The sequence below is a fragment of the Pseudomonas paraglycinae genome (assembly GCF_021601625.1).
GTDB classification, from domain to species: Bacteria; Pseudomonadota; Gammaproteobacteria; order Pseudomonadales; family Pseudomonadaceae; genus Aquipseudomonas; species Aquipseudomonas paraglycinae.
Map to the genome: position 1 here is coordinate 13440 of NZ_BQHR01000009.1, position 20859 is coordinate 34298.

The window sequence follows — 20859 nt, forward strand, 5'->3', positions numbered from 1 at the left end:
ATTGCCTCCGATCAAGAATTCGCAAAAACAAGTTGTGAGGATGCGATGCCATGTTGAACTTTGATGACCTGCATTGGCGTCCCGTGGGGGCAGCTCCATCCATTGAGTGAGTCAGATACTTTTTTCAAATATTTTTTCTTGACGCTGACAAACACCATGACCCGATCGCGGCTGTCCGTCTGTGCGCGGATCACACTGGAGGTAAATATCCAGGACTGAGTTTTTCGCTGTTCGGGTCTGGAGCCAATGAGTGTTTGATAGACGGTTTCACGAATATTGAATCGGCCGATTTCATTGGTATTGCAGGCAGCGATCAGTGTGACCGCGCGCTCAGGAGGGCTCAGCCTTATCTCGTGTTCGAGTGTCGGGAAAATATCGAAGCTCATAGTCACCTCACGATGCCCAGCAGCCTTGGGCGACATGTTTCGGGCTACCTTCGTGAAACTTGTACACGCCGTTGAGAATATAGAGCGGTCCAGTGTTCCAGCCTTCACCATGCTCCGTCAAAACCCGATATATCAATGGGTAATTCAACTTTCCAGGTGCTTCTGCGTAGAAAAAGTCGATTCGTAAAGATTCCGGGCAGGGAAGCGGGCAGTAAGGATTGTTGGCAGCCCCGGATGTCGAACCACCGGGTGCAACTTGCGCAACCAAGTAGCGCGAGGTGTCGTACTGTGCGGTGACTTGATACACAAACTCGATCCCGGGATTCTTCTTCACGTACTCGTAAACCATGGCTTCGTACTCATACATGATTGGATGGTTGCTACCTTCGGTCAGTGTTACCAGATTCCGAAGATCGGTTCCGCTGCCGCCCAGCTTGTTTCCAATCAGATGCCCTCGTTGATGATGTTCCGGGCAAGTACCGGACACGAATCCCGGTGGTCGCAAGGACTGATCCGGACCCGAGCCGCCGGTCATGTTGGTCGATGTCAAAGTTGCCTTTGCATAAAGAGGCACCGTGACGTTGCTACCGTTTACGTTGACAGTGGTGGATTTGTATTCCGGATTCAATGGCATTGGCGTTAGTCCCGTTAAAGGCCTGCAATCTTGAAAATTTACCAATAGGCTTGCTGCTCTCCTGAAGGGGACGGATTTATTTTTTTCGCATAAATAAATCTGTCCCCTTAAATCCCCTAAATCCCCTGAACGTAGACGTTGGCGACTCTGTTGTGATGGGCTGACCAGCCTCAAGTGAATTCCATGAGTTCTTCTTCTGCGCTTGTCGTGACCTTGCCGGCGCCTTCATACACCGTTTTGAAAACAGTGAAGTCAGTCGAGGAAAAAACGTGGGGGGAGAACTTTGGCGCCGCCCAATTGGTAGGTGATTGTCGTTGTGGTCGCAAATTACCGAATTCAGCTTCGTTTGGAAAAGAAGGATCAATCTGGTTCGCCGACAGCGTTTTAACCTTGCTGAACCAGGCACTGCACTTTGCGCATGCGGCTTTTTTACCGCCCAGATTTCCCTTGATAACGGGTTTGAAGCCACTGCCGATAATCAAAGCTCGCATCAGCGAAATTTCCGCATGGTAGCCATCATTCTCTACATATTGCAGGGCATGCGGTGTTGGAGGAGTGTTGGTTATTTTTGTTATCGGGCTCAGCACCACCGTACGTGGCAATGGTTTCTGCTCTTTGAATGCCTTGACCAAATTCAAGAGGTTATTGAGTTGTTTGGTGTTGAGGCGGGGGTTGTAGGTCAATTCAAGAATTTTTTCGGCGACCCTTGCCTTTTCCTTCGCGGTCTTGCTGGGCATGTTGGTAACGTAAAGTTTGGTGTCAGGAATGATCGGCGCGCGATCGAGAAACTTCCATCTGACCAGTTTGGAGTTTTCGTCTGTCGCCCAATTGCCATTTTTATTACCAACCTGATTGCTCTTCAGCCAGCTTTCCTGCAACTCGTATTCCGGGATGTTCTGATTGATCACTCGGTCCGTTTCCGAGAACAACACATGGAGAATTCTGGCCGCTTCCATGAGTGCATTACTACCACCGGGGTGTATGGCGGTTAGAAGCACCTCACAGGCGGCAATCAATGACTCGCCATTTTTGTTCGCTGCAACATAAATGGTACTTTCACCAGGGTGAGTGTAGGCCTGTACCTCTTCCGGGCTCTTGGTGGTGACATGCTGCCCGATGACACCCAGCACAACACTGAGGATGCAGAGATGGTTGGGATTGTGCGGTGACAAAACGTTGATAACAGGTCTCTGTTGAGGCGCGCTGGGTAACGGCATTCCATTAACTCCTGTATTTTTTTAGCTTTCAATGACAGTACGTCATTTACTCCAACACCCACTCCGCCAATTTCCCTGTCACCTGCGTCATCAGCACGTTCTCGACATCCCGCGCGCCTGCTGCGCTGCATTTGGCGAGCACGGCTTTGACGATTCCCGAATCAAACTCGAACTGCTTGCCGGTAGCCGCCTTGTAACGGCCCCGCAGTTTTTCCAGCTTCGCCAACACAATCCCTTCCAGCGTCTGCTCATCCAGCGGCCGATACGCGACCACCGTCATGCGCGCCAGAAACGCCGGGCGGAAGGCTTGCAGCAGGACTTTGTGCAGTGCTTCGTTGAAGGCTTCCGAGCCGAGTTGTGCAGTCGGTGTATCGAGCAGCAACTCGGCGCCGACATTGCTGGTGGCGAGCATCACGGTGTTCTTGAAGTCCACCACCAACCCCGTCCCGTCTTCCATCAAGCCCTTGTCGAACACGTTGTAAAACGCTTCCAGCACATCCGGATGCGCCTTTTCGATTTCATCCAGCAACACCACCGAATACGGTTTGCGCCGCACGGCTTCGGTCAGCACGCCGCCGCTGCCGTAACCGACATAGCCGGGTGGTGCGCCCTTGAGCTGGCTGACGGTGTGGGCTTCCTGATATTCCGAGAGATTGATGCTGATCAGGTTGCGTTCGCCGCCGTACAAGGCATCGGCCAGCGCATACGCGGTTTCGGTTTTGCCAACGCCCGTGGGGCCGACCAGCAGAAACACGCCAACCGGTTTTTGCGGATCGGTGAGACCCGCACGATAGGCCTGCAATCGTTGGGCGATGGTGTTGAGCGCAGTGCTCTGGCCCATCACTCGCAGGCCCATGCGTGTGCCGAGGGTGCGCACGGCGTGGGCTTCGTCGGCGAGCATTTTGCCGACGGGGATGCCGGTCCAGCCGGCGATCACGGCGGCGACGGTTTTGCCGTCGACCTGTTCGGGCACCAGCGGATCGTCCTGGCGAATCGCATCGAGGCCGGCTTCCAGCCGCAGCAGTTCGGCGGCGAGGTGATCGATGCGGCTGTCGATGGCTTCGTCGGGCTTGTCGCTGTCGGCGCTTTCGCTCAGCGCCAGTAACTCGCGACGGGTGTCGAGCAGTTCGCGCACGGCGACGCGCTCTTCACTCCAACGGGTTTCCAGTTCGCGGATGGCCTGGACGTTGGTCTTCGATTCGCTTTCCAGCAGGGTGATGCGCTCGCGGTGATCGAGCCCCGTGGCCTGTTCCCGGCGCAGGCGTTCAACTTCTTCTTTGAGGCTTTGCTGACGGTGGCGCAGGCTCTCCAGCGGTGGCGGCACGTCGTGCTGGCCGAGGGCGACCCGGGCGCAGGCGGTGTCGAGGACGCTGATGGCCTTGTCCGGCAACTGGCGGCCGGAGATGTAGCGGTGCGAGAGTTTCACCGCTTCGTGGATCGCGGCATCCAGCACTTGCACGCCGTGATGCTGTTCGAGTTTGGCGGCGACGCCACGTAGCATTTCCACGGCGGTGGTTTCGTCCGGCTCTTCCACCTGCACCAGTTGGAAGCGGCGGGCGAGGGCCGGGTCTTTCTCGAAATATTTTTTGTATTCCATCCAGGTCGTCGCGGCCAGGGTGCGCAACTCTCCTCGGGCTAGCGCGGGTTTGAGCAAGTTGGCCGCGTCGCTGCCACCCTCGGCACCGCCAGCGCCGATCAAGGTGTGGGCCTCGTCGATGAACAGGATGATCGGCTTGTCGGCGCTGCGAACCGCGTCAATCACACCTTTGAGCCGCTGTTCGAATTCGCCTTTGACCCCGGCCCCGGCCTGGAGCAAACCAAGGTCGAGCACCCGCAAACTGACTTCCTGCAACGACGGCGGCACATCCCCGGCGGCGATGCGCAGTGCCAGGCCTTCGACCACGGCAGTTTTGCCGACTCCGGGTGCGCCGACCAGAATCGGGTTGTTCTGCCGGCGTCTCAGAAGAATGTCGACGCACTGGCGGATTTCGCCATCGCGACCGACGATCGGGTCGATGCGCCCGGCATGGGCGTCGGCGGTCAGATCCTGGGTGTATTGATCGAGCACAGAGTCTTGCCGGGGCGTTGGACTCCCCGAAGACACAGAGCGCGGGCCAACGTGCTCACGGGAGTTTGCCGTCCATTCCAGCAGGTTTGCGCGCAAGGCTTCTTTCGGAATTCGCAGCAATGACGATGCACTGTTGAGCAGCAGGCTGCGGCGCTCGTCGCGATCGATCAGCGCCAGCAACAGCAAGCCGGAACGAATGCTGTCGATGCCCAATACACTGGCCTGCACCACCGCGTCTTCCAGCAATCCCAGGGTGTGCGAAGACAACGCCGGCGTGCGCGTGCTGCCGGTCTTGAACAGCTCCAGCGCCTTGTTGATCTCTGCCGTCAGCGCATCCCGTTCCAATCCAAAACGTGGCAACAGAAAGGCAAAATCGCCGCCCTCGATATCCAGCAACTCCAGCAACAGATGCTCGATCTCGACGAAGTGATGCCCGCGCTGCAAGCACCGTTGCGCGGCACGTTCGAGGGCGCGGCGGTTGTCCGGGTTGAGGCGTCCGATCAGGCTGGCCAGTTCCATTTCAGGTAATCTCCAGCTGACGCAGGCGGGTTTCGATCCGTTGCACGGCGAGGCTGGTCTGGCGTTGCAGGCCACCGTTCCAGCTCAGCAGGGCCGGGGTTTGTCGGCCGAGTTGCAGCGGCCCCGCACCGCGCACTAGCAGCACCAGTTTCACGTCCAGATCCGGGCCGAAATACAGCGCAGCAAGGCTGGCCAGTGCCGGATGCGCCTCACCGTCAGGCAAAAAGCGCGCGGCCTGCGTCGATGGCAGCGGCCCCAGCGTCAGGCGAATCCCGGCATGTTCATCCCAGACCCGAGTACCGGCGACAGCACTGCAGCCGAGCTGCAGATTGCGTCCGCCGGCCTTCATGACGCTGCGGCTGGCACGTGGAATCTCACGCCACGCCCCCTCGTAAGCGCTCAGTTCCACCGCCACGGAAAACTGCTCACGGACAATCGCCGCGAACCCCGCCAATGACCGGCGGCCATCGGCGTACAACGCGGTGCAGGCCAGAACGGCGCAGTCGGGAATCGCCTGGCGTTCCTGCAGGGACTTGGGCAACAACCCTGTCAGCGCCCGTAATTGCGCCTGCACGGGCGAAGCGCCGGGCGTGGTGAAACCGAGGGCGATCCGGTGTTTGCGCATCACCTTGTATAGCAGGCTCAGCAGCCGATGCTGGAACAGGTCGAGGAACTCGGCGGGCGCGTGATCCTTGGCCCGCGCACGTTGTTGCAGCCATTCCTGATAGGCGTAAGGCAGCGGGCCGTCGGGGCCGCCGAGGCCGAACATCGGCGAGTTCAGGGTCAGCGGTTCACCGGGGTTTTCTTCCAGGCTTTCGATCTGGCTGGCGGCGAACAACGGCGTCAGCGGCCCGCGCAATTTCAGCGCTTCGGCCTGTGGCGATGTACCCGAACCAAGGGCGTCGGCCTGGGGCTGTTCGCGCTCCAGCAACAGCAACGCCTGCAACCATTCGAACGCCTGTGGATCACGGCGCAGGCGCTGGCTCAGGGTCAGAGCGACAGGGGCATGCCGGCTTGGGGTTGCCATGCCTTGACCTCCTTGTCTGCCTGCATGAGCACCGTGCGCACAAAGCGATTGGCCGTGGCGTACACCGAAAAGAATTGCGCGAGCACCGCTGAAAACAACACCGCGCTGCTGCCGACGAAATGCTGTGGATCAAGCTGCAATTGCACTTCAAGCCCGTTGCGCCAGCCGCGCCAGGCGTCGGCGCCGACATGGCCGATTACTCGTTCGCAACCGAGGCTCAGCAGACCTTCAATCTGGCGCAGGGCGCTGGCTTCATCGCGCAGGTTGTGCAGGGTCAGGATTTCCTTCAGCGCATCCAGTGCCTGCGGCCCTTCGACCAGCGACAGATGATTGAGGGTCAGTTGCGAGACCAGCCGCCAGCGCGAATCACCGTCCAGACGCGGCAGGCTCTGCGGGCTCGGGGGATTGCGCAGGCGTGCCCACGCCACCGGACCCGGCCGTTCGAAACCCAGCGGTGTACCGGCGGGCAGGCTCTGGGCCAGATGCCGATTGGTGCAGAGCAGTTCGGCGGTCAGGCTGTAATCGGGCAGATCGGTCTGCGGTTCGAAACGGGTGTCGACGACGCTGACCAACAGATCGCTGCCGAGCCGGTTCGGCGTCTGCCCGTTCACCCGCCGCGCATGCCAGTAACGTTGCCGGTCACCGCTGCTGTGCTGGCTGCCGAAATACGCCGGCAGCCGCTGCACACCGCTGGCGGAGCTGGCGCGCACGCTGCGGATGCTGTGGATCTCGACGCTGTTTTCCCGGTGGCTGTCGGCGATCAGTCGATACTCACTGCGGGTGCCGTCCGGGCGCAGCGGCTCCGAAGTGCGCGGGAACAGGTTGATCACCGGCGCGCAGCCCAGCGCTATATCGCTGGCCTGCAAGTGCAATCGGCCGGCCGGGGCCCGGTCAAAAACGATGTACAGATACAGCGTCTGGCTGTCACTCGAAACACCGGACAGGGGCAGATCAAAGAAGTGGAATTTGTCCGGGAATGCGAAGTACTCGGCCAGCAGACGCATGCCCGGATGCACGCCATCTTCGTCCGGTAGCAGCACTTCGTCGTCGGCGAATCCGACGATCTTCGGCAGGCCTTTCACGCGGGCGGGAATGCTCCCCGGCGAGCCGGCCAACACCTGCACCGCGTGGGCGCCGAGCAGGTCATAGAGGCTGGCGTTGATCACTGGTGATGCGGCCAGGTGAATGCGCAAGTGTTCGATGCCAAGTTCCGACCACTGGCTGTCGCCGAGGCAATGCAGGCTCAGACGCAACGCCGAACGGGACTGCGCAACGCCAGTTAGCGCCTGGGCTTCATCGCTACCCAGCAACAAGGCTTCGCTGACTTCGACTGGCCACAAACGCACGGCGGCGCTGGTGCGAAAGTGAATGCTCTCGCCCTTGCTGGTGGTGACGAACAATGGCGTGTCCCGGGGGAGGGGATAGCCGCCGTCGAGGTTGCCTTTGCTCGGGTCCGGTTCGAACTGGACGATCGCGCACGACGGCAACGGGCACATGGCCAGGGGATAAAGCTGTTCGAGCAATGCGTCGCTGAATTCGGCGTAGTCGTCATCCAGCCGCCGTTGCAGGCGTGCGGCGAGCAGGGCGAAACCTTCCAGCAATCGTTCGACGTGTGGGTCGGGGCATTCGCCGGGGGACAGTTCCAGCCGTCGCGCGACCTTAGGATAGCGCTCGGCAAACTGTCCGCCGGCATGTCGCAGCCAGGTCAGTTCGCGCTGGTAGTAGTCGAGCAGTTGCGGGTCAATCGAGTCGCTCATGGCGCACCTCCAGCCCTTCGTTGCCGGGCTCGATGACAAACGCCACCGGCCGGTGCTGCGTGCCGCTGCGCAACTCGCCGAGCAGGCGAATGCTCAGGCGTTGCGGGTGCTCGGGCAGGGGATTGACCTGAACTTCGCCGAGCAGCAGGCGCGGTTCGAAATGGGTGATGGCTTCGCGAATGTCCCGCGCCAGACGACGCCGGTCATCGCTGCGCTGTTGTTGCAGGGCGCTCCAGTCGGCGATGCCGTAGTCGATGACGCGGGGCGGGGAGGTCAGGGGGCGCGGGCCACGGCGGGTGTTGAACAGGCGCCCGAGCTCGGTGTGCACCGAGTCGAGCAAATCCTGCCGATCGAACTCCCGCGCCCCGTCGCCCTCGCTCCAGGCGAGGCGTTCGAACAGCGGTGGAAGTAAGCCGGTGCCTGCCATGGCCGCGCCGCCGGGTTAGCTGACGAGCTTGTTGGCGGCCATGTCCCAGGTCGAGGCAGCCGTGCCTTCCTTGGTGCCGTCGTCTTTCTGCGCGGTGAGTTCCCATTTGATCTTGGTGAAGTTCAGGGACAGGGTTTCCACCGGTTTGCCGCCGGTACCGCCACTGACGCTGACGTTGGAAATCACCACGTTGGTCAGGGTGTAGATGATGAACGGCAGCAGTTGCCCGCTGCCTTCGGCGGCGTTACGGCCGATGGTGATCTTGGCTTCCGGGATCGGCTTGCCGGCGCAGCAGTATTCGTTGAGGGACGGTGTGGAGGTGTCGACGAATTTGGTCAGGGTGAACTCGCCGACGTGAGGCTTGCCGGAGGTGCGCTCCGAGTTGCTGACGTCGTTGGTGACTTGCATCGCCACGTTGTGGCTGTAGGACATGACTTCGATCTTGTCAGCGTAACCCTCGAGCAGGCTGTCGCCTTTGATGTCGCCGCCGAGGTCGAGAATGATTGCATCCATCGCTTGAAACTCCTGAAAGGTGTCGTGCCAGGCAAACAGGGGCGCGCCCGCAGGAAATCCTGCGGGCGCAGGCAGGTCAGGCGGCTACCGGTGGCGGCAGGGTCGCGACCAGGCGGATCGACGCGGTCAGCTCTTCGAGCTGGAAGTGCGGCCGCAGGAATACCGTCGCGCGATAGGCACCAGGCTTGCCGGCGACTTCGGTGACGTCCACCCGCGCTTCACGCAACGGGTACTGCGCCTTGATTTCCTGCGGTGCGTTGTCGTTGATCAGCACGTAGTCGGCGATCCAGTTGTTGAGGTAGGTCTGCACGTTGTCGCGGGTCATGAAGCTGCCGACCTTGTCGCGCATGATCACCTTCAGGTAATGGGCGAAACGCGAGGCCGCAAGCACGTACGGCAACATCGCCGAGATCCGTGCGTTGGCGTTGGCCTCGTTGGTGTTGTAGACCTTGGATTTGTTGGTGGTCTGGCCGCCGAAGAACACCGCGACGTCGCTGTTCTTCTTGTGGCACAGGGCGATGAAGCCGAGGTCGTTGAGTTCCTTCTCGCGGCGGTCGGTGATCGCCACTTCGGTCGGGCATTTCAGCGACAGATCACCGGAGCTGGTGCGGAAGGTGTGCGCCGGCAGACCTTCAACCGCGCCGCCGCCTTCAGCGCCACGGATCGCCGCGCACCAGCCGTATTTGGCAAAGGCTTCGGTGATACGTTGCGACAGCGCCCACGCGGCGTTGCCCCACAGGTATTTGCTGTGGTCGGTGCCGTTGGTGTCTTCGACGTAGTTGATGCCTTCCACTGGCGAAGTGTCCGGGCCGTAAGGCAGGCGCAGCAGGAAGTGCGGCAGCACCAGGGAGACGTAACGCGAGTCTTCGCTTTCGCGGAACGAGCGCCACTTGATCAGCTCCTGGCTCTCGAACACTTTCGACAGGTCACGCGGCACCGCCAGTTCGGTGAAGCTGTTCATGTCGAACAGCCGTGGGCTGGCAGCAGCGATGAAGGGGGCGTGGGCGGCCGCGGCGACGTTCGACAGTTTCTCCAGCAGGCCGATGTCCTGCGGGTGGCGGCCGAAGGTGTAGTCACCCACCAGCAGGCTGAACGGATGGCCACCGAAGGTGCCGTATTCCTCTTCGTAAATCTTCTTGAACAGCGCGCTCTGGTCGAACTCGACGGCTTTTTCCAGATCGTTCTGCAGCTCTTTCTGGGTCACGTTGAGCAGGCGCAGTTTCAGCCGGGTGCTGGTTTCGGTGTTCTGCACCAGCATGTGCAGGCCACGCCAGGACGCTTCGAGTTTTTGCAGGTCCGGGTGGTGCAGCACTTCGTTGAGCTGGGCGCTGATCAGCTCGTCGATCTGGCTGATGCGGTCGTTGATCATCGCCACGGTGTCCTTGTCGATGGCCATGCCTTCGTCGAGCACCTGGGTGGCGAATTCCGCGAGCATGTCGCGGGCGTAATCCTGCTGACTGTCGTCATGGGCCATGCGGCCCTCGGCGATGATTCGATCAAGCAGGGATAAAGTCTCGGCGGCAGCATTTTCGCTGGCTTGATTCTGGGCGGCGGCGGGCATGGCGAATTCTTCCTCGGTCAGGTGGACGATCAGGCTTGCGGTTCGGCCGGAGCTTCGGCATCAGCGGCCGGGACAGCGGTGTCCGGGCGGGCCGACTTGATCTCTTGCAAGCCTTCGGTGTTGGCGATGACGTCGCGCAGCAGCTTGTCCAGATCGTCATTGCCGTCGAGTTTGGTCAGCAGGTCGCGCAGACGCTGGCGGGCCTCGAACAGGCGCCGCAGCGGCGTGACTTGCTCCACCACCTTGACCGGGTCGAAGTCGTCGATGTGCTTGAAGTTGAGTTCGATGTTGAGCTTGCTGTCGTCGCCGCTGAGGGTGTTGTTGACTTGCAGCGTGGCGCGGGGGGCGATGGAGGCGAGGACGTCGTTGAAGTTGTCGCGGTCGATTTCGGTGAAACGGCGTTCGGTCAGTTTTGCCAAGGGTTCGAGCGGCTTGCCCGAGAGGTCGGCGAGGATGCCGACTACCAGCGGCAATTCCTTTTTCTCGATGGCATTGCCGATTTCGACGTCGTAGGTGATTTGCACGCGGGGCGGGCGAACCCGGTCGAGCTTGTGCTGGGTACTTTCTGCCATGTCGGCGGACTCCGATGCGATGAGCGGGCGCAATGCATCGGGGAGGCCCGTTCATCGCTTTCCCTTGCTGGACCACAGGTTAGAAAGGGTGGCAGATGACCTGTCGTTCCTTTGACAAACCTTCCTCATTCGGCTGTAGGAACCGAACTACCCAAGACGCTAGAACAGGTCTATAAAAATGCAAGCGAAAAACTTTTTTGGACTGACTGGCGAAAAGGAAAATTCATTTTGTCTGCACGACTTTTTCTAACAATCGGGTTTGTGCTGCTCGCCGGTTGTTCGTTTTTCGGGCCGAAAGTCGATCTCGACAGCCTGACCCTCGACGTCGCTCCCAAGGCCAATGACGACACTCCGATCGCCGTGGATTTCATCGCGGTCAACGATCCGGATCTGCTCAAGCAACTGTCGGGCATCAGTGCCCGTCAGTGGTTTGCCGAGCGCGAGCAGTACCAGCGCGACTATCGTCAGCTGATGAGCGTGTGGGGGCTGGAGCTGGTGCCGGGGCAATTCATCGACCGCCAGCCGTTCCCTTTGGGGGGCAAGCGGGCGGCTGGACTTTTGGTCTTCGCCAGCTATAACACTCCCGGAGCGCACCGCCTGCGGCTGGACGATCAGAGCGACGCATGGCTCAAGTTCGACAGTCGCGAGATGAGCCTGGTCAGCAAGGAAAACTGAAACACACCGTCCGCCGCCGGTTCGCGGTGCAGTCGAAGGGAGTCGTATGAGTCTGCTACCTGACGCGGTCTGCTGGCATGAAGGCATGCAATTGCTGCCACAGCATTTTCAGTTACAGGGCCTGCGGGCCGAGGCGCTCGGCGCGCATCTGGCTCAGGCGTGCAATCCATGGTTCTTCGGGATCAGCCACATGGAGTTCGACCCTTCGGCGATGAGTGCCGGGGTGCTGCGGGTGCTGTCGTTGCAAGGGACGATGCCGGACGGTCTGCCGGTCAATCTGCAAGTCGGCGTTGACCCGACGCTGGAGCTGGACATCGCTGCCGCGATCGACGCCACGGACGATGCGACGGTGACGGTTTATCTGGCGATCAGTCCGCTGTGGCGCGCCGGCCAGTTGTTGCCGCTCAAGGGGCGTCTGCAATCGGTGGTCGGCGAGGCGTTACCGGATCTCACCAGCGGTGAATTTCCTGAATCGATCACGGTGTGGCGTCCCAATCCACGGCTGTGTACGCAACTGAACAAAGCCGATTCGATCTGCCTGCCGCTGCTGAAAATCCGCAAGGAGGGCGGCGGTTTCCTGCCGTTGCCGTACACGCCGCCGACACCGGTCCTGCTGCCGGAATCGCCATTGGGTCGACGGGTGGCCGGGCTCTGCGCGCGGGCGCGGGAGAAGTGCCTGTTTCTCGGCGGGCGATTGCGCCAGGCGCTGCAGGCCGGCAATCAGGATGACGCGCTGGAAATCCGTCGGCAGATGACGGCGTTGTGGGCGCGGTTGCCGGAAGTGGAAGGGGCGCTGATCAGTCGTGTCGCTCATCCGCAAAGCATTTATGTGCAACTGCTGGGACTCGCCGGTGCGTGGTCGGCGCTGGATCCGCTGGCGGGCGTGCCGGCTTTTGCGCCATTGGATTTTCTCGAATTGCAGCGCGGTTACGAACCGTTGCTCGACTGGCTGGAAAACACCCTGGAACTGATCCGCGCCGGTTATCGCAGCATCGCGTTCGAGCGCGGCGAGCAGAGCTTTTCCATTCAGTTGCCGGACGAGCAACCGAGCCAGCGTCTGGTCATCGGCCTGCGCATGCCCAACGGTGCAAGCGAGCAGGCAGCCGGCGAGTGGTTGCGGGGCGCGATCATCGCTTCGGCGCCGCACATCGCGTTGCTCAGCCGCCAGCGCATGAGCGGTCTGACGCATCAGGCCATGAGCCGCAGCGAGCAGGTGGCTTACAGCGTCGGCGACGACACCCGGTTGTTCGTGGTGACCGCCGAAGGCAGCTGGTTCGACGCGCAACTGCCGCTGATGATCGCCGCGCCGGCCACCCGGCTGACCAGCAGCCCGTGGCAAGTGGTGTTGTTTGTCGCCCAGAACAGTGAACGTGCCTGATCACACAAGGAACGTCGTATGTCGCAAGGAAGTGCCGCAAGCCTCGGGTTGCAGGACGCTCCGCTGAGCAGTGCGTTCCGCCAGACGTGGCAGCAGTGGTCGCAGGACTGGAGCCAGTTGCCCAAGGACAGCGAGGACGAAGCGGCGCTGGTCGAAACCGTGGTCGAACTCTCGACCCAGGCTTCGCAACGGTTGTGGCGCACCGCGTTTGCCCGAGTGGGCGATTCGGCGACCGAACAGGTCAAGGCGTTGGTGTATGCCTTTGTCGCGCTGGTCGATGAGACCCTGTTGTTCAGCCCGTGGCCGGGCCAGAGTGCCTGGCAGGAAAAACCCCTGGAGTCGCGACTGTATTCCAGCCGTCAGGCCGGCGAGCAAGTGCCGGCGGCGATCCAGACCTTGCTCGATGAACAGCAGCCCACCACTCGCGATCTGGCCAACGTGTATTTGCAGTGCCTGATCCTCGGTTTCCACGGACGCCTGCGCGGTGAGCAGGGTCAGGTGCAACGGGAAAAATGGCGGCGGGCCCTGTTCACGTTTGCCTGGCAGGACGAGGCCGATTACGCGGGTGTCAGTCAGCGACTGGTACAGCCTTCGCTGGCGACACCCTTGCAGTTGCCGGTGCGCACGGCGTTGCCCGATGGCTTTCGTCTGGCGCTGGGCATTCTGGCGATGATTCTGCTGCTGACCGGGCTCGGGCAGTTTCTGTGGCGCGACATCCGTCAGGAACTGGAGCCGGTGTTGCAGGCGCCCGATACGCTGACGGCGCCGGAGCAAGACTCATGAGTACCCTGACGATTGTGGCCTGGGTGGTCGCCATCCTTCTGCTGCTGGTGATCATCGCGGTGGCGGTGTGGTGGCTGCGCACCCAGAGCGGCGCGGCGATCCGCAGTTTCTACGCCGCCGTGCGGCACATGGAACAGGAGCAGGGCGCCCACGACCGTTATCAGATGCCGTGGCTGCTGATGCTCGGCGATGAAACCCAGGGCGCGCAACTCGCCACTCAATGGCGTTTGCAACCCACTGACAAACCGGCGTGGTTCGGCCGTTGGTGGTCGGACTCCGAAGGCGCGGTGCTGGTGGTGCCGCAGGCGCTGTTTCTGCCGGAAGACGGCATGCACCTGCAACGCGGCGGCTGGTGGCGCTTGCTCGGGTTGATCCTGCGCCTGCGCAGCAAGCGGCCGCTGGACGGGGTGATCTGGACGGTGCCGGTCAGTCGGCTGAGCAATCTGGAACAGGCCACGCAGCTCGGTCTGGCGGCGCGTCGGCGTTTCATCGATCTGTTGCAGCGCTTTGGTCTGAGCCTGCCGGTGTACGTGGTCATCACCGGGCTGGAAGAACTGCCGGGATTTCAGGAACTGATCAGCGCCTTGCCGGACGAGGCCCGCGATCGCACCTTGGGCTGGTCGTCGCCCTATGCCCGCGATGCGGTGTGGCAGGGGCAATGGAGCGATCAGGCGCTGGATCGGTTGCACCGTGCGGTGGCGGAAGCGGTGATCGAAATCGGCACCTTGTCCGGGCATTTGAGTGCGGATCTGTACGCCTTGCCGGAACGTCTGGAAATCCTGCGCCGCGGTTTGCAGAACGTGCTGGAGCCGGTGTTTCAAGGCAACGCTCAGGGCGAGGCGCCATGTTTTCGTGGCGTTTACCTGACGGCCAATCAGCCGGCCGACGATGCGCTGGACGGTTTTTCTGCCGATGACAGCGGCCTGCAGCAAAGTGCGTTTGTGCGTCAGTTGTGGCGCCAGCGAATCGTCGGCGAACGCGGACTGGCCCAGGGCGTGCCGCGCCTGTTGCGCTTGCGCCAGCGCTGGCAGCGAGTGACCGCCGGGGTGGCGCTGGTGGTCGGGGTGGTCTGGGCGGTGGCGATGTTCTGGGTCTGGCACGCATCGGTCAAGGACGCTCATGAACTGGCGCGGCTGCTGCAAGGCGCACAGAAGAATTACGTGGCGGTCACCGACGACGAGCATCGGGTCGAGCCGACCCGGCGCAACGTGCAGAACTTCTGGCGGGTGCTGGAACGGGCGCCGCACTGGCACTACGTTTCGCTGGCCTTTCCGACGTCGTGGTTTTCTTCGCTGGACGGGCGACTCGAACAGGAAGTGTTCAGATCGACCCAGCGCCACATGCTGCAACCGCTGCACGATCTGCTGGTCGCGGAGCTGGCGAAAATCAAGGCGATCCGCGCCACCGACCGGCGTACCAGCGTCGAAAGCGAAGACCCGGCGCAGTGGCAGAATTATCAGAAGGCCACGGATCTGGTCGAGCGGGCCTTGCGTCTGGAACAACAGAACCAGTTGTTCGCTCAGGTGCAGAACAATCAGCGGACGCCGCTGGAGGATTTGGCGCAGCTGAGCAACAGCGCGCTGTCACTCAACCTCAACGCCGGCACCTTGCCCCATGCCGCCTACTACAACCGGCTGCTCGCAGCCAGTGATGGCGGCGACTTGCAGGCGCTGGATCTGAGCGTTGAACGGCCGTTGATCGTGAGTAATTTCACCGGGCTGATGGAGCGCTGGCTCGATCAGTATTTTCTGGCCGACAACTTCGTCAGCAAGGCCGGCTACCTCAAGTTGCATCTGGAACAGCTTGAAGCCGGGAGTGGCAACAGCCTCACCGAACTGGAAGACCTGCGCGCGCTGATCGACGACCTGCAAGCGGCGATCGCCCTGACCAACTCGACCTGGAGTCGCGGCAAGGGTCAGGAACTGGTGCCGGGTTATCGCGAATTTCTCGACAAGGTGCGCAAGAGTTCATTGCTGGGCCCGCCCGTAGAGCAGCAGCTTGATGCGCAGGCCGGCAAGTTGCAGCAGAGTTTTCGCGATCAATGGATCGCCCAGGTGGGTTCGCGGGGCAATCTGCTGGTGCAGCAGGGCAGCGGGCAACTGGCGTTGCAGGATCAGGTGGTCAAGCTCAACAACGCGGTGCAGGCGCTATTCAAGCGTGACTTCGTCTCGATTGCCCTGCGCGCCAGTCAGGACAGCGTCAACAGGCAGGGTCAGACCGTGGACGGCGATGACCTCAACGAGTCGCTGAATTATTTCGCCAGCTACAAGAGCTACGTCGCCGAAGAGTTGCCGCGCATTCCGCCGGCCTATCGCGAAGCATTGCTGCAAGCGGCCGAAACTGCCGCCGCGCAAGCGATGTGGTTGAGTCTCAAGGATCACGATGACCAGACTCATCCCTACGCGGTGTTCAACGTGCAGGCCGTGCAGGCGATGAACCTGCAAAAAGCCTTTATCGAAGTCCATCGCAGTGATCTGGCGGCACGTCTGCAAGGGGCGCTGAACCGCCGGGCGATGGCGCAGATCGTTGGCGGGCTGGATGAAATCACCGCGCAGCCGCTGTTCGGTGGCCGCACGGAAATCAGTCAGTGGGACGGCTCGAAAAACCTCGGCCTGCAACTCTACGGCGCCAGCGACGTGCAGGATCTGAAACTGAGCCTCAAGCAGCAATTCAACACCATGCTCGGCATCACCGAGCGTCGCGCTCCGGCGCTGGAGTGGCTGAAGACCCAGCAGGGCAATCTGTCGGCGCTGGATTACGAGCGCGTGACCCAGTTCAGCGCGCTCAATGACGAATTGCTCAAGTACAAGGATTCCAACCCCGCCAGTTCACCGGCGCAGATCGAGCAACTGGTCAGCCGCGACTTCATTGAAATGGACACCGGTTCCTGCGTGCAGGTGTTGCAGACCGCCAATCTGACCGGCGGGCGCGGCACCCTGGCGATGCGGGCGGTGGAGTTGCAACAGTCGGCCCTGCAACGCTGCCAGTTTCTGCAACAGCAACAGGCGGCCGCCGCGTGGAACGAGCTGGCCACCTACTTCAATCAATACCTGGCCGACCGCTTTCCGTTTGCCAACGGCGTGCAGGCGCAGGATGCCGACCCGGCGCGGGTCCAGCACTTTCTGGAAATCATCGACAAGCGCTTGCCGGTGGCCCAGGCCGGACTGGTCCTGAGCCAGACCCCGGAGCGGCTGGCGGCAGAAGATTTTCTCAACCGGGTGAAGCAGGCCAGCGTCTGGCTGACGCCACTTTTCGTGCGCGACAAGAGCGGGATTCTCGGCGTCGAGCTGGACGTGCGCTGGCGCACCGACCGCGAAGAGGAGAAGGGCGCCGATCAAGTGATTGCCTGGGGCTTGCTGGCCGGCAATCAGCAGATCAGCTATCCCGCTGCCGATCAGCCGAACCTGCGCTGGATGCCTGGTCAGCCGATCCGCCTGACCTTGCGCTGGGCGCGCAACGGCAAGGAGCGTCCGGTCAATGACCCGCTGCAACCGAACCTGGTGGTGCGCGATCTGGAGGCCGGTTGGGAGTACGGCGGGCCATGGTCGCTGCTGCGCCTGATGCGCGCGCACTTCTCGGTGCAGCGCCAGCCGAGCATGGATTACACCGATTTTCCGTTGAGCCTGCGTTTGCCGGTTACCGCGCAGAACGACAGCCTCACCAGCGAATTCACCCGGATGTTCGTGCGCGTGTCGCTGATGAGCCAGGGCTCGAAACTGCCGCTTTCGATTCCACCATTGCCGACCCGCGCGCCGCGTTCACCGTTCCAGGTGACCGGCACCACCGCCGCCCTTGAAGTCCAGAAGGAGGATTTGTGAGCCTGCCATCGACCCCGTTGCCGGACCTGATCGATCAGTTGCTCGCGCCCATCAGCGACGACGCGCCCTGTGGTGCGGATCTGCGCTATGAGCGCGAGTACGACCAGTTGCGCGATCTGCGCCGCGAGGACGACGCGAGTTTGCCCACGGGTGTCTGGCAGTCGACCCTGAAACGCGCCAACTGGCCGGAAGTCGAGCGGCTGACCACCACGTTATTGCTCGAGCGCAGCAAGGACCTGATGCTCAGCGCCTGGCTGGGCGAGGCCTGGCTGCATTTGCAGGCACTCGATGGACTGCCGGGTAGTCTGGCGCTGATTGCCGGTCTGTGTGAGCGCTATCCCGAACATCTGCATCCGCAGGCCGACGACGGTGACCAGTCGTGGCGGGCGATTCCGCTGGAGTGGCTGGTGCGACGATACAGCGAAGTGCTGCTGACCCGGGTGCCTTTATTTGGCGCCAACAACAGCGATTTTGAGGGTTACACCCTCGAAACCTGGCGGCGGATTCAGGTGCAACAGGTGCAGGCCAACGACTCCAAAGGCGCAAAAGCGTCGGCCGAAACCGCCCGCAGCGAACACAAGAAACTCATCGAACAGGTGCGGGCCACGCCCATGGCATTCTGGCTGCGTCATCAAGGCAATCTGCTGCTGAGCTTGCAACACCTGCAGCGTCTCGATGCCTGGTGCGATGCGTATCTGGGAGATCAGGGACCGGGGCTCGGGCCGTTGCAGGACACCCTTCAAGCGTTGTTGACCCTGGTTCAGGAGTTCATCGCCATGCACCCACAACAACCACTGTCGGCACCGCCGCCTGCACCGGTCGCGGTCTCGCCGGTTGAAGCTCCTGTCACGACCGCGCCCGAAGCCGCGCCAGTGAATCGCGAACCGGCCAGTCGCGAAGAGGCTTATCGGCAATTGTTGCTGATCGCCGAGTACCTGGCCCGCACCGAACCCCACAGCCCGGTGCCGTATCTGATCCGGCGCGGGGTCGAGTGGGGCAACAAGCCGTTGAGTGAGTTGCTCGGCGAGCTGATTTCGGCAGACGCCGAATCCCGGCGTCTGTGGACCTTACTCGGCGTGCTTTAGTGCACGCGCTGGTTGTTGAGTTTCGGCGGCAACTGGAGCGGCGTCAGCACCGGTTGCCCGGAGAAGAACGCCACCAGATTTTTGCCCACCAGCTCAACGGTGCCTTGGGTGGCTTCCGGTGACAACCCGGCGACGTGCGGGGTGAGAAGCACGTTGCTCAGGCCCTTCAGCGCATCGGGTACTTGCGGTTCGTGATCGAAAACATCCAGCGCTGCGCCGGCGATTCGCCGCTGTTCCAGCGCGCTGATCAGGTCGGCGGTGGCGATAACACTGGCGCGGGCAATGTTGACGATAAAACCGTTGGGCCCCAGGGCATCGAGCACCGGGCGGGTTACCAGATGCTGGCTGCCGATGCCGCCGGGCGTGGCGACCACCAGAAAGTCCGAGGCCCGGGCCAGTTCGGTTGGCGTCGAGCAGAACGCGTAAGGCACGTCACTGCGCACCTGACGGTTGTGGTAGCTGATCTCCATGTCGAAGCCCAGGCCTGCGCGTTTGGCAATCGCCATCCCCACTGCGCCCAAACCGAGAATCCCCAGGCGCTTACCGGCCAGCGACGGGCGCATGATTTTCGGCCACTCGCCCCGACGCACCGCGGCATCGCAGCGCGGAATGTCCCGCACCAGCGCCAGCAGCATCGCCATGGCGTGGTCGGCCACCGACGAAGCGTTGACACCGGCGCCGTTGGTCACGGTCAGACCACGGTCGCTGGCGGCCTGCAGGTCGACCTGCTCGTAACCGGCGCCGATCACGCAGATGATTTTCAGCGCGGGCAAGGCCGCGATTTCTTCAGCATATAAACCCAGCGGGCCACGGGTCAGCACCGCGTCGATCCGTGCCCCGTGGGTGGCGATGGCTTGCGCGCGTTCGGCAGGGGTCGGCGCGAGAATCAGGTGAAAACCCTGACGCTCGAGAATCGGCAAATAGTCATTGATGGTTTCAACCAGTACCAGAACGGTGGCGGGCATTGCTCGGCTCCTGTGATCGTCGGTCTTCGGGCGCAAAAGTCTGTTCAGAGTGCTGATTCCAGAGCGGTTTGGCAATGGCCGGCACTGACCCGCATCAGGCAGTGTAGGAGCTGATGCGGGGAGCGCGCGGGTGCTTCGTCAGAAGGTGACGTCGGCGCTGGCGGTCACAGGATCAGGTCACGTATTGGGCGATGCCGTTGCCGAACGACCAGTTCTCTTTTTTCACCTCCACCAGATTGATGAACACGTCCTCCTGGCGCACGGCCAGTTGCTGGTTCAGGTTGCGCGCGATGGTCTGGAACAGCCGTTGTTTCATCTCGACGGTGCGGCCTTCGCTGATGGTCAGCTGGATGAACACGATGCCGTCGCTGCGCTGGATCCCCAGGTATTGCGGGTCATAGACGAAGTGCTGGTCGTCGTGCTCGGCCAGCACCTGAAAGTTGTCGTGTTCCGGCACATTGATCTCGCTGCGCAGGGCGGCGTAGATCACTTCGCCAATGCGTTTGGCGAACGTCGGGTCCGGGTTCTTCTTGATGTCGACGCGGACGAGGGGCATGGGATGGCTCCACAGGCGAGGGGGACTGGACGGGAATGTCAGTCAATTCGCCATTGGGTATAGCCGAAAAATGCCGGTCAGTGAGGTTGTTTAAAAACGTTAGGAAATGGACGCACCGTCCTGCGGGATTTACGGATGTTGCCTACACGTGCTGCCGGATTCATCCGCTATACGGCGGGGTGAGAAGCGCGGAATTATAGAGAGCAGGACGGGATGCGTTCTTCATGACGAAGCAGTAATCCGGACGGAAATTGCCATCAGCCAAGGAAGGCCAATGCTTCAGAACAACCGCGAAAACCTGGAACTCGACAGGCTGCATAACGAAACGCGAAAACTGATAGCTGAGCGGCAGAAGCTTATGGCGGAACAGAAGAAGCTGAAGTGGGAGACGTATTTTTATCCAGTTGCGGTGGTGGCCGGCGTGTTGACGGCAAGCGCGGCATTGGCAGGCGTCTTTTTCAAGTTTTGAGCGTTCGTTTTCGCAATCTTCAGACACATGACTCAAAAGGAAATCAACATGAGCACCTATGACGCCAAAGCCAGAATGGAACAACTGGAACGGGAACACGATGAGTGGGCCGAAAAAATACGTATCAAAGACAGGAAAGAAATGCGCCCGATCTGGGGGTTGATGGGTCTGGGCATCTTTTGCATGTTCCTCGGCTTCATATTGGCCCGATCGATCTGATCGGGCTTTCCCATGGCTCATTCGGCGCCGGTACATGTCATAAAACGACATGTCGCGTATCTGGCGCCGACAGGCTTTTTCCCAAAAGCGACAAGTCTCCGATCTGCTCCGTACAACCATTCCTCAGCTAAGTCTTTGCTTCTGCTCATTTATCGCGGAGAATCGCGCCCCTGTTTCGGCCGGAGCATGTCTGTCGGTTTTTTCCGACGCGTCCTGACCGAGTGGCAAGT

The 20859-nt window shown here is 61.3% G+C and carries 19 protein-coding genes; 7 read left to right on the forward strand and 12 right to left on the reverse strand.

The genetic code is table 11. The features are described from left to right. Nucleotides 1–11: 11 nt before the first annotated feature. From L6D82_RS14760 to tssB, 10 genes are all read right to left on the reverse strand, one after another. Nucleotides 12–386 (reverse strand): DUF4765 family protein, encoded by a 375-nt coding sequence (locus L6D82_RS14760; protein WP_236189911.1) that lies wholly within the window; start codon nucleotides 384–386, stop codon nucleotides 12–14. Nucleotides 387–393: 7 nt separating this feature from the next. Beyond that, entirely contained in the window at nucleotides 394–1020 is a 627-nt protein-coding gene (locus L6D82_RS14765) for a DNA/RNA non-specific endonuclease (RefSeq protein WP_007958878.1), read from the reverse strand. A 170-nt stretch (nucleotides 1021–1190) separates the two neighbouring features. Then, nucleotides 1191–2237 carry a hypothetical protein gene (locus tag L6D82_RS14770; RefSeq protein ID WP_236189913.1) on the reverse strand — a complete coding sequence of 349 codons (1047 nt, stop codon included), beginning with the start codon at nucleotides 2235–2237 and terminating at the stop codon, nucleotides 1191–1193. A 46-nt stretch (nucleotides 2238–2283) separates the two neighbouring features. Next, nucleotides 2284–4824: a type VI secretion system ATPase TssH gene (tssH, locus tag L6D82_RS14775; protein ID WP_236189921.1), complete on the reverse strand. Its 2541-nt coding sequence runs from the start codon at nucleotides 4822–4824 to the stop codon at nucleotides 2284–2286. A gap of 1 nt (nucleotide 4825) precedes the next feature. Beyond that, complete coding sequence (tssG, locus tag L6D82_RS14780; protein WP_236189938.1) at nucleotides 4826–5851, reverse strand: type VI secretion system baseplate subunit TssG; 1026 nt, start codon at nucleotides 5849–5851, stop codon at nucleotides 4826–4828. Continuing rightward, complete coding sequence (gene tssF, locus L6D82_RS14785; RefSeq protein WP_236189953.1) at nucleotides 5815–7608, reverse strand: type VI secretion system baseplate subunit TssF; 1794 nt, start codon at nucleotides 7606–7608, stop codon at nucleotides 5815–5817. The genes tssG and tssF overlap by 37 nt, the downstream gene beginning before the upstream one ends. Then, nucleotides 7592–8035: a type VI secretion system baseplate subunit TssE gene (gene tssE, locus L6D82_RS14790; protein WP_236189964.1), complete on the reverse strand. Its 444-nt coding sequence runs from the start codon at nucleotides 8033–8035 to the stop codon at nucleotides 7592–7594. The genes tssF and tssE overlap by 17 nt, the downstream gene beginning before the upstream one ends. A 15-nt stretch (nucleotides 8036–8050) precedes the next feature. Then, nucleotides 8051–8548: an Hcp family type VI secretion system effector gene (locus tag L6D82_RS14795; protein ID WP_007958866.1), complete on the reverse strand. Its 498-nt coding sequence runs from the start codon at nucleotides 8546–8548 to the stop codon at nucleotides 8051–8053. A gap of 76 nt (nucleotides 8549–8624) precedes the next feature. Continuing rightward, the gene (gene tssC / locus L6D82_RS14800) at nucleotides 8625–10109 is read right to left on the reverse strand and encodes a type VI secretion system contractile sheath large subunit (RefSeq protein ID WP_007958864.1); all 1485 of its coding nucleotides are present in this window, start codon (nucleotides 10107–10109) and stop codon (nucleotides 8625–8627) included. Between the two features lie 29 nt (nucleotides 10110–10138). After that, the gene (tssB, locus tag L6D82_RS14805) at nucleotides 10139–10681 is read right to left on the reverse strand and encodes a type VI secretion system contractile sheath small subunit (protein WP_007958861.1); all 543 of its coding nucleotides are present in this window, start codon (nucleotides 10679–10681) and stop codon (nucleotides 10139–10141) included. Between the two features lie 228 nt (nucleotides 10682–10909). On the opposite strand from tssB, the gene L6D82_RS14810 reads away from it, so the two are divergent. Genes L6D82_RS14810 through tssA form a run of 5 tightly spaced genes read left to right on the forward strand, consistent with a single transcriptional unit; the run spans nucleotide 10910 to nucleotide 18420 of the window. Next, complete coding sequence (locus tag L6D82_RS14810; protein WP_236189966.1) at nucleotides 10910–11356, forward strand: type VI secretion protein; 447 nt, start codon at nucleotides 10910–10912, stop codon at nucleotides 11354–11356. A 46-nt stretch (nucleotides 11357–11402) separates the two neighbouring features. Then, nucleotides 11403–12734, forward strand: a complete 1332-nt coding sequence (gene tssK, locus L6D82_RS14815) for a type VI secretion system baseplate subunit TssK (RefSeq protein WP_236189975.1) — start codon at nucleotides 11403–11405, stop codon at nucleotides 12732–12734. Between the two features lie 18 nt (nucleotides 12735–12752). Next, nucleotides 12753–13517 (forward strand): DotU/TssL family secretion system protein, encoded by a 765-nt coding sequence (locus L6D82_RS14820; RefSeq protein WP_236189986.1) that lies wholly within the window; start codon nucleotides 12753–12755, stop codon nucleotides 13515–13517. Beyond that, entirely contained in the window at nucleotides 13514–17335 is a 3822-nt protein-coding gene (locus L6D82_RS14825) for a type VI secretion system protein (protein WP_236189995.1), read from the forward strand. Before L6D82_RS14820 ends, L6D82_RS14825 begins: the two co-directional genes overlap by 4 nt. After that, nucleotides 17332–18420: a type VI secretion system protein TssA gene (tssA, locus tag L6D82_RS14830; protein WP_236190003.1), complete on the forward strand. Its 1089-nt coding sequence runs from the start codon at nucleotides 17332–17334 to the stop codon at nucleotides 18418–18420. The genes L6D82_RS14825 and tssA overlap by 4 nt, the downstream gene beginning before the upstream one ends. Here the strand turns inward: tssA and L6D82_RS14835 are convergent. Beyond that, complete coding sequence (locus L6D82_RS14835; protein ID WP_007958849.1) at nucleotides 18417–19385, reverse strand: 2-hydroxyacid dehydrogenase; 969 nt, start codon at nucleotides 19383–19385, stop codon at nucleotides 18417–18419. The genes tssA and L6D82_RS14835 overlap by 4 nt on opposite strands. A 172-nt stretch (nucleotides 19386–19557) precedes the next feature. Continuing rightward, nucleotides 19558–19941, reverse strand: coding sequence for a tautomerase family protein (locus tag L6D82_RS14840; RefSeq protein WP_007958838.1), 384 nt, complete (start codon nucleotides 19939–19941; stop codon nucleotides 19558–19560). A 274-nt stretch (nucleotides 19942–20215) separates the two neighbouring features. Here L6D82_RS14840 and L6D82_RS14845 point away from each other — a divergent pair, with 274 nt between their 5' ends. Both L6D82_RS14845 and L6D82_RS14850 read left to right on the forward strand, forming a co-directional pair. Then, the gene (locus L6D82_RS14845; protein ID WP_007958836.1) at nucleotides 20216–20410 is read left to right on the forward strand and encodes a hypothetical protein; all 195 of its coding nucleotides are present in this window, start codon (nucleotides 20216–20218) and stop codon (nucleotides 20408–20410) included. Nucleotides 20411–20458: 48 nt separating this feature from the next. Then, on the forward strand, nucleotides 20459–20629 hold the full coding sequence (locus tag L6D82_RS14850) for a hypothetical protein (protein WP_007958834.1): 171 nt from the start codon (nucleotides 20459–20461) through the stop codon (nucleotides 20627–20629). Nucleotides 20630–20859: the final 230 nt, after the last annotated feature.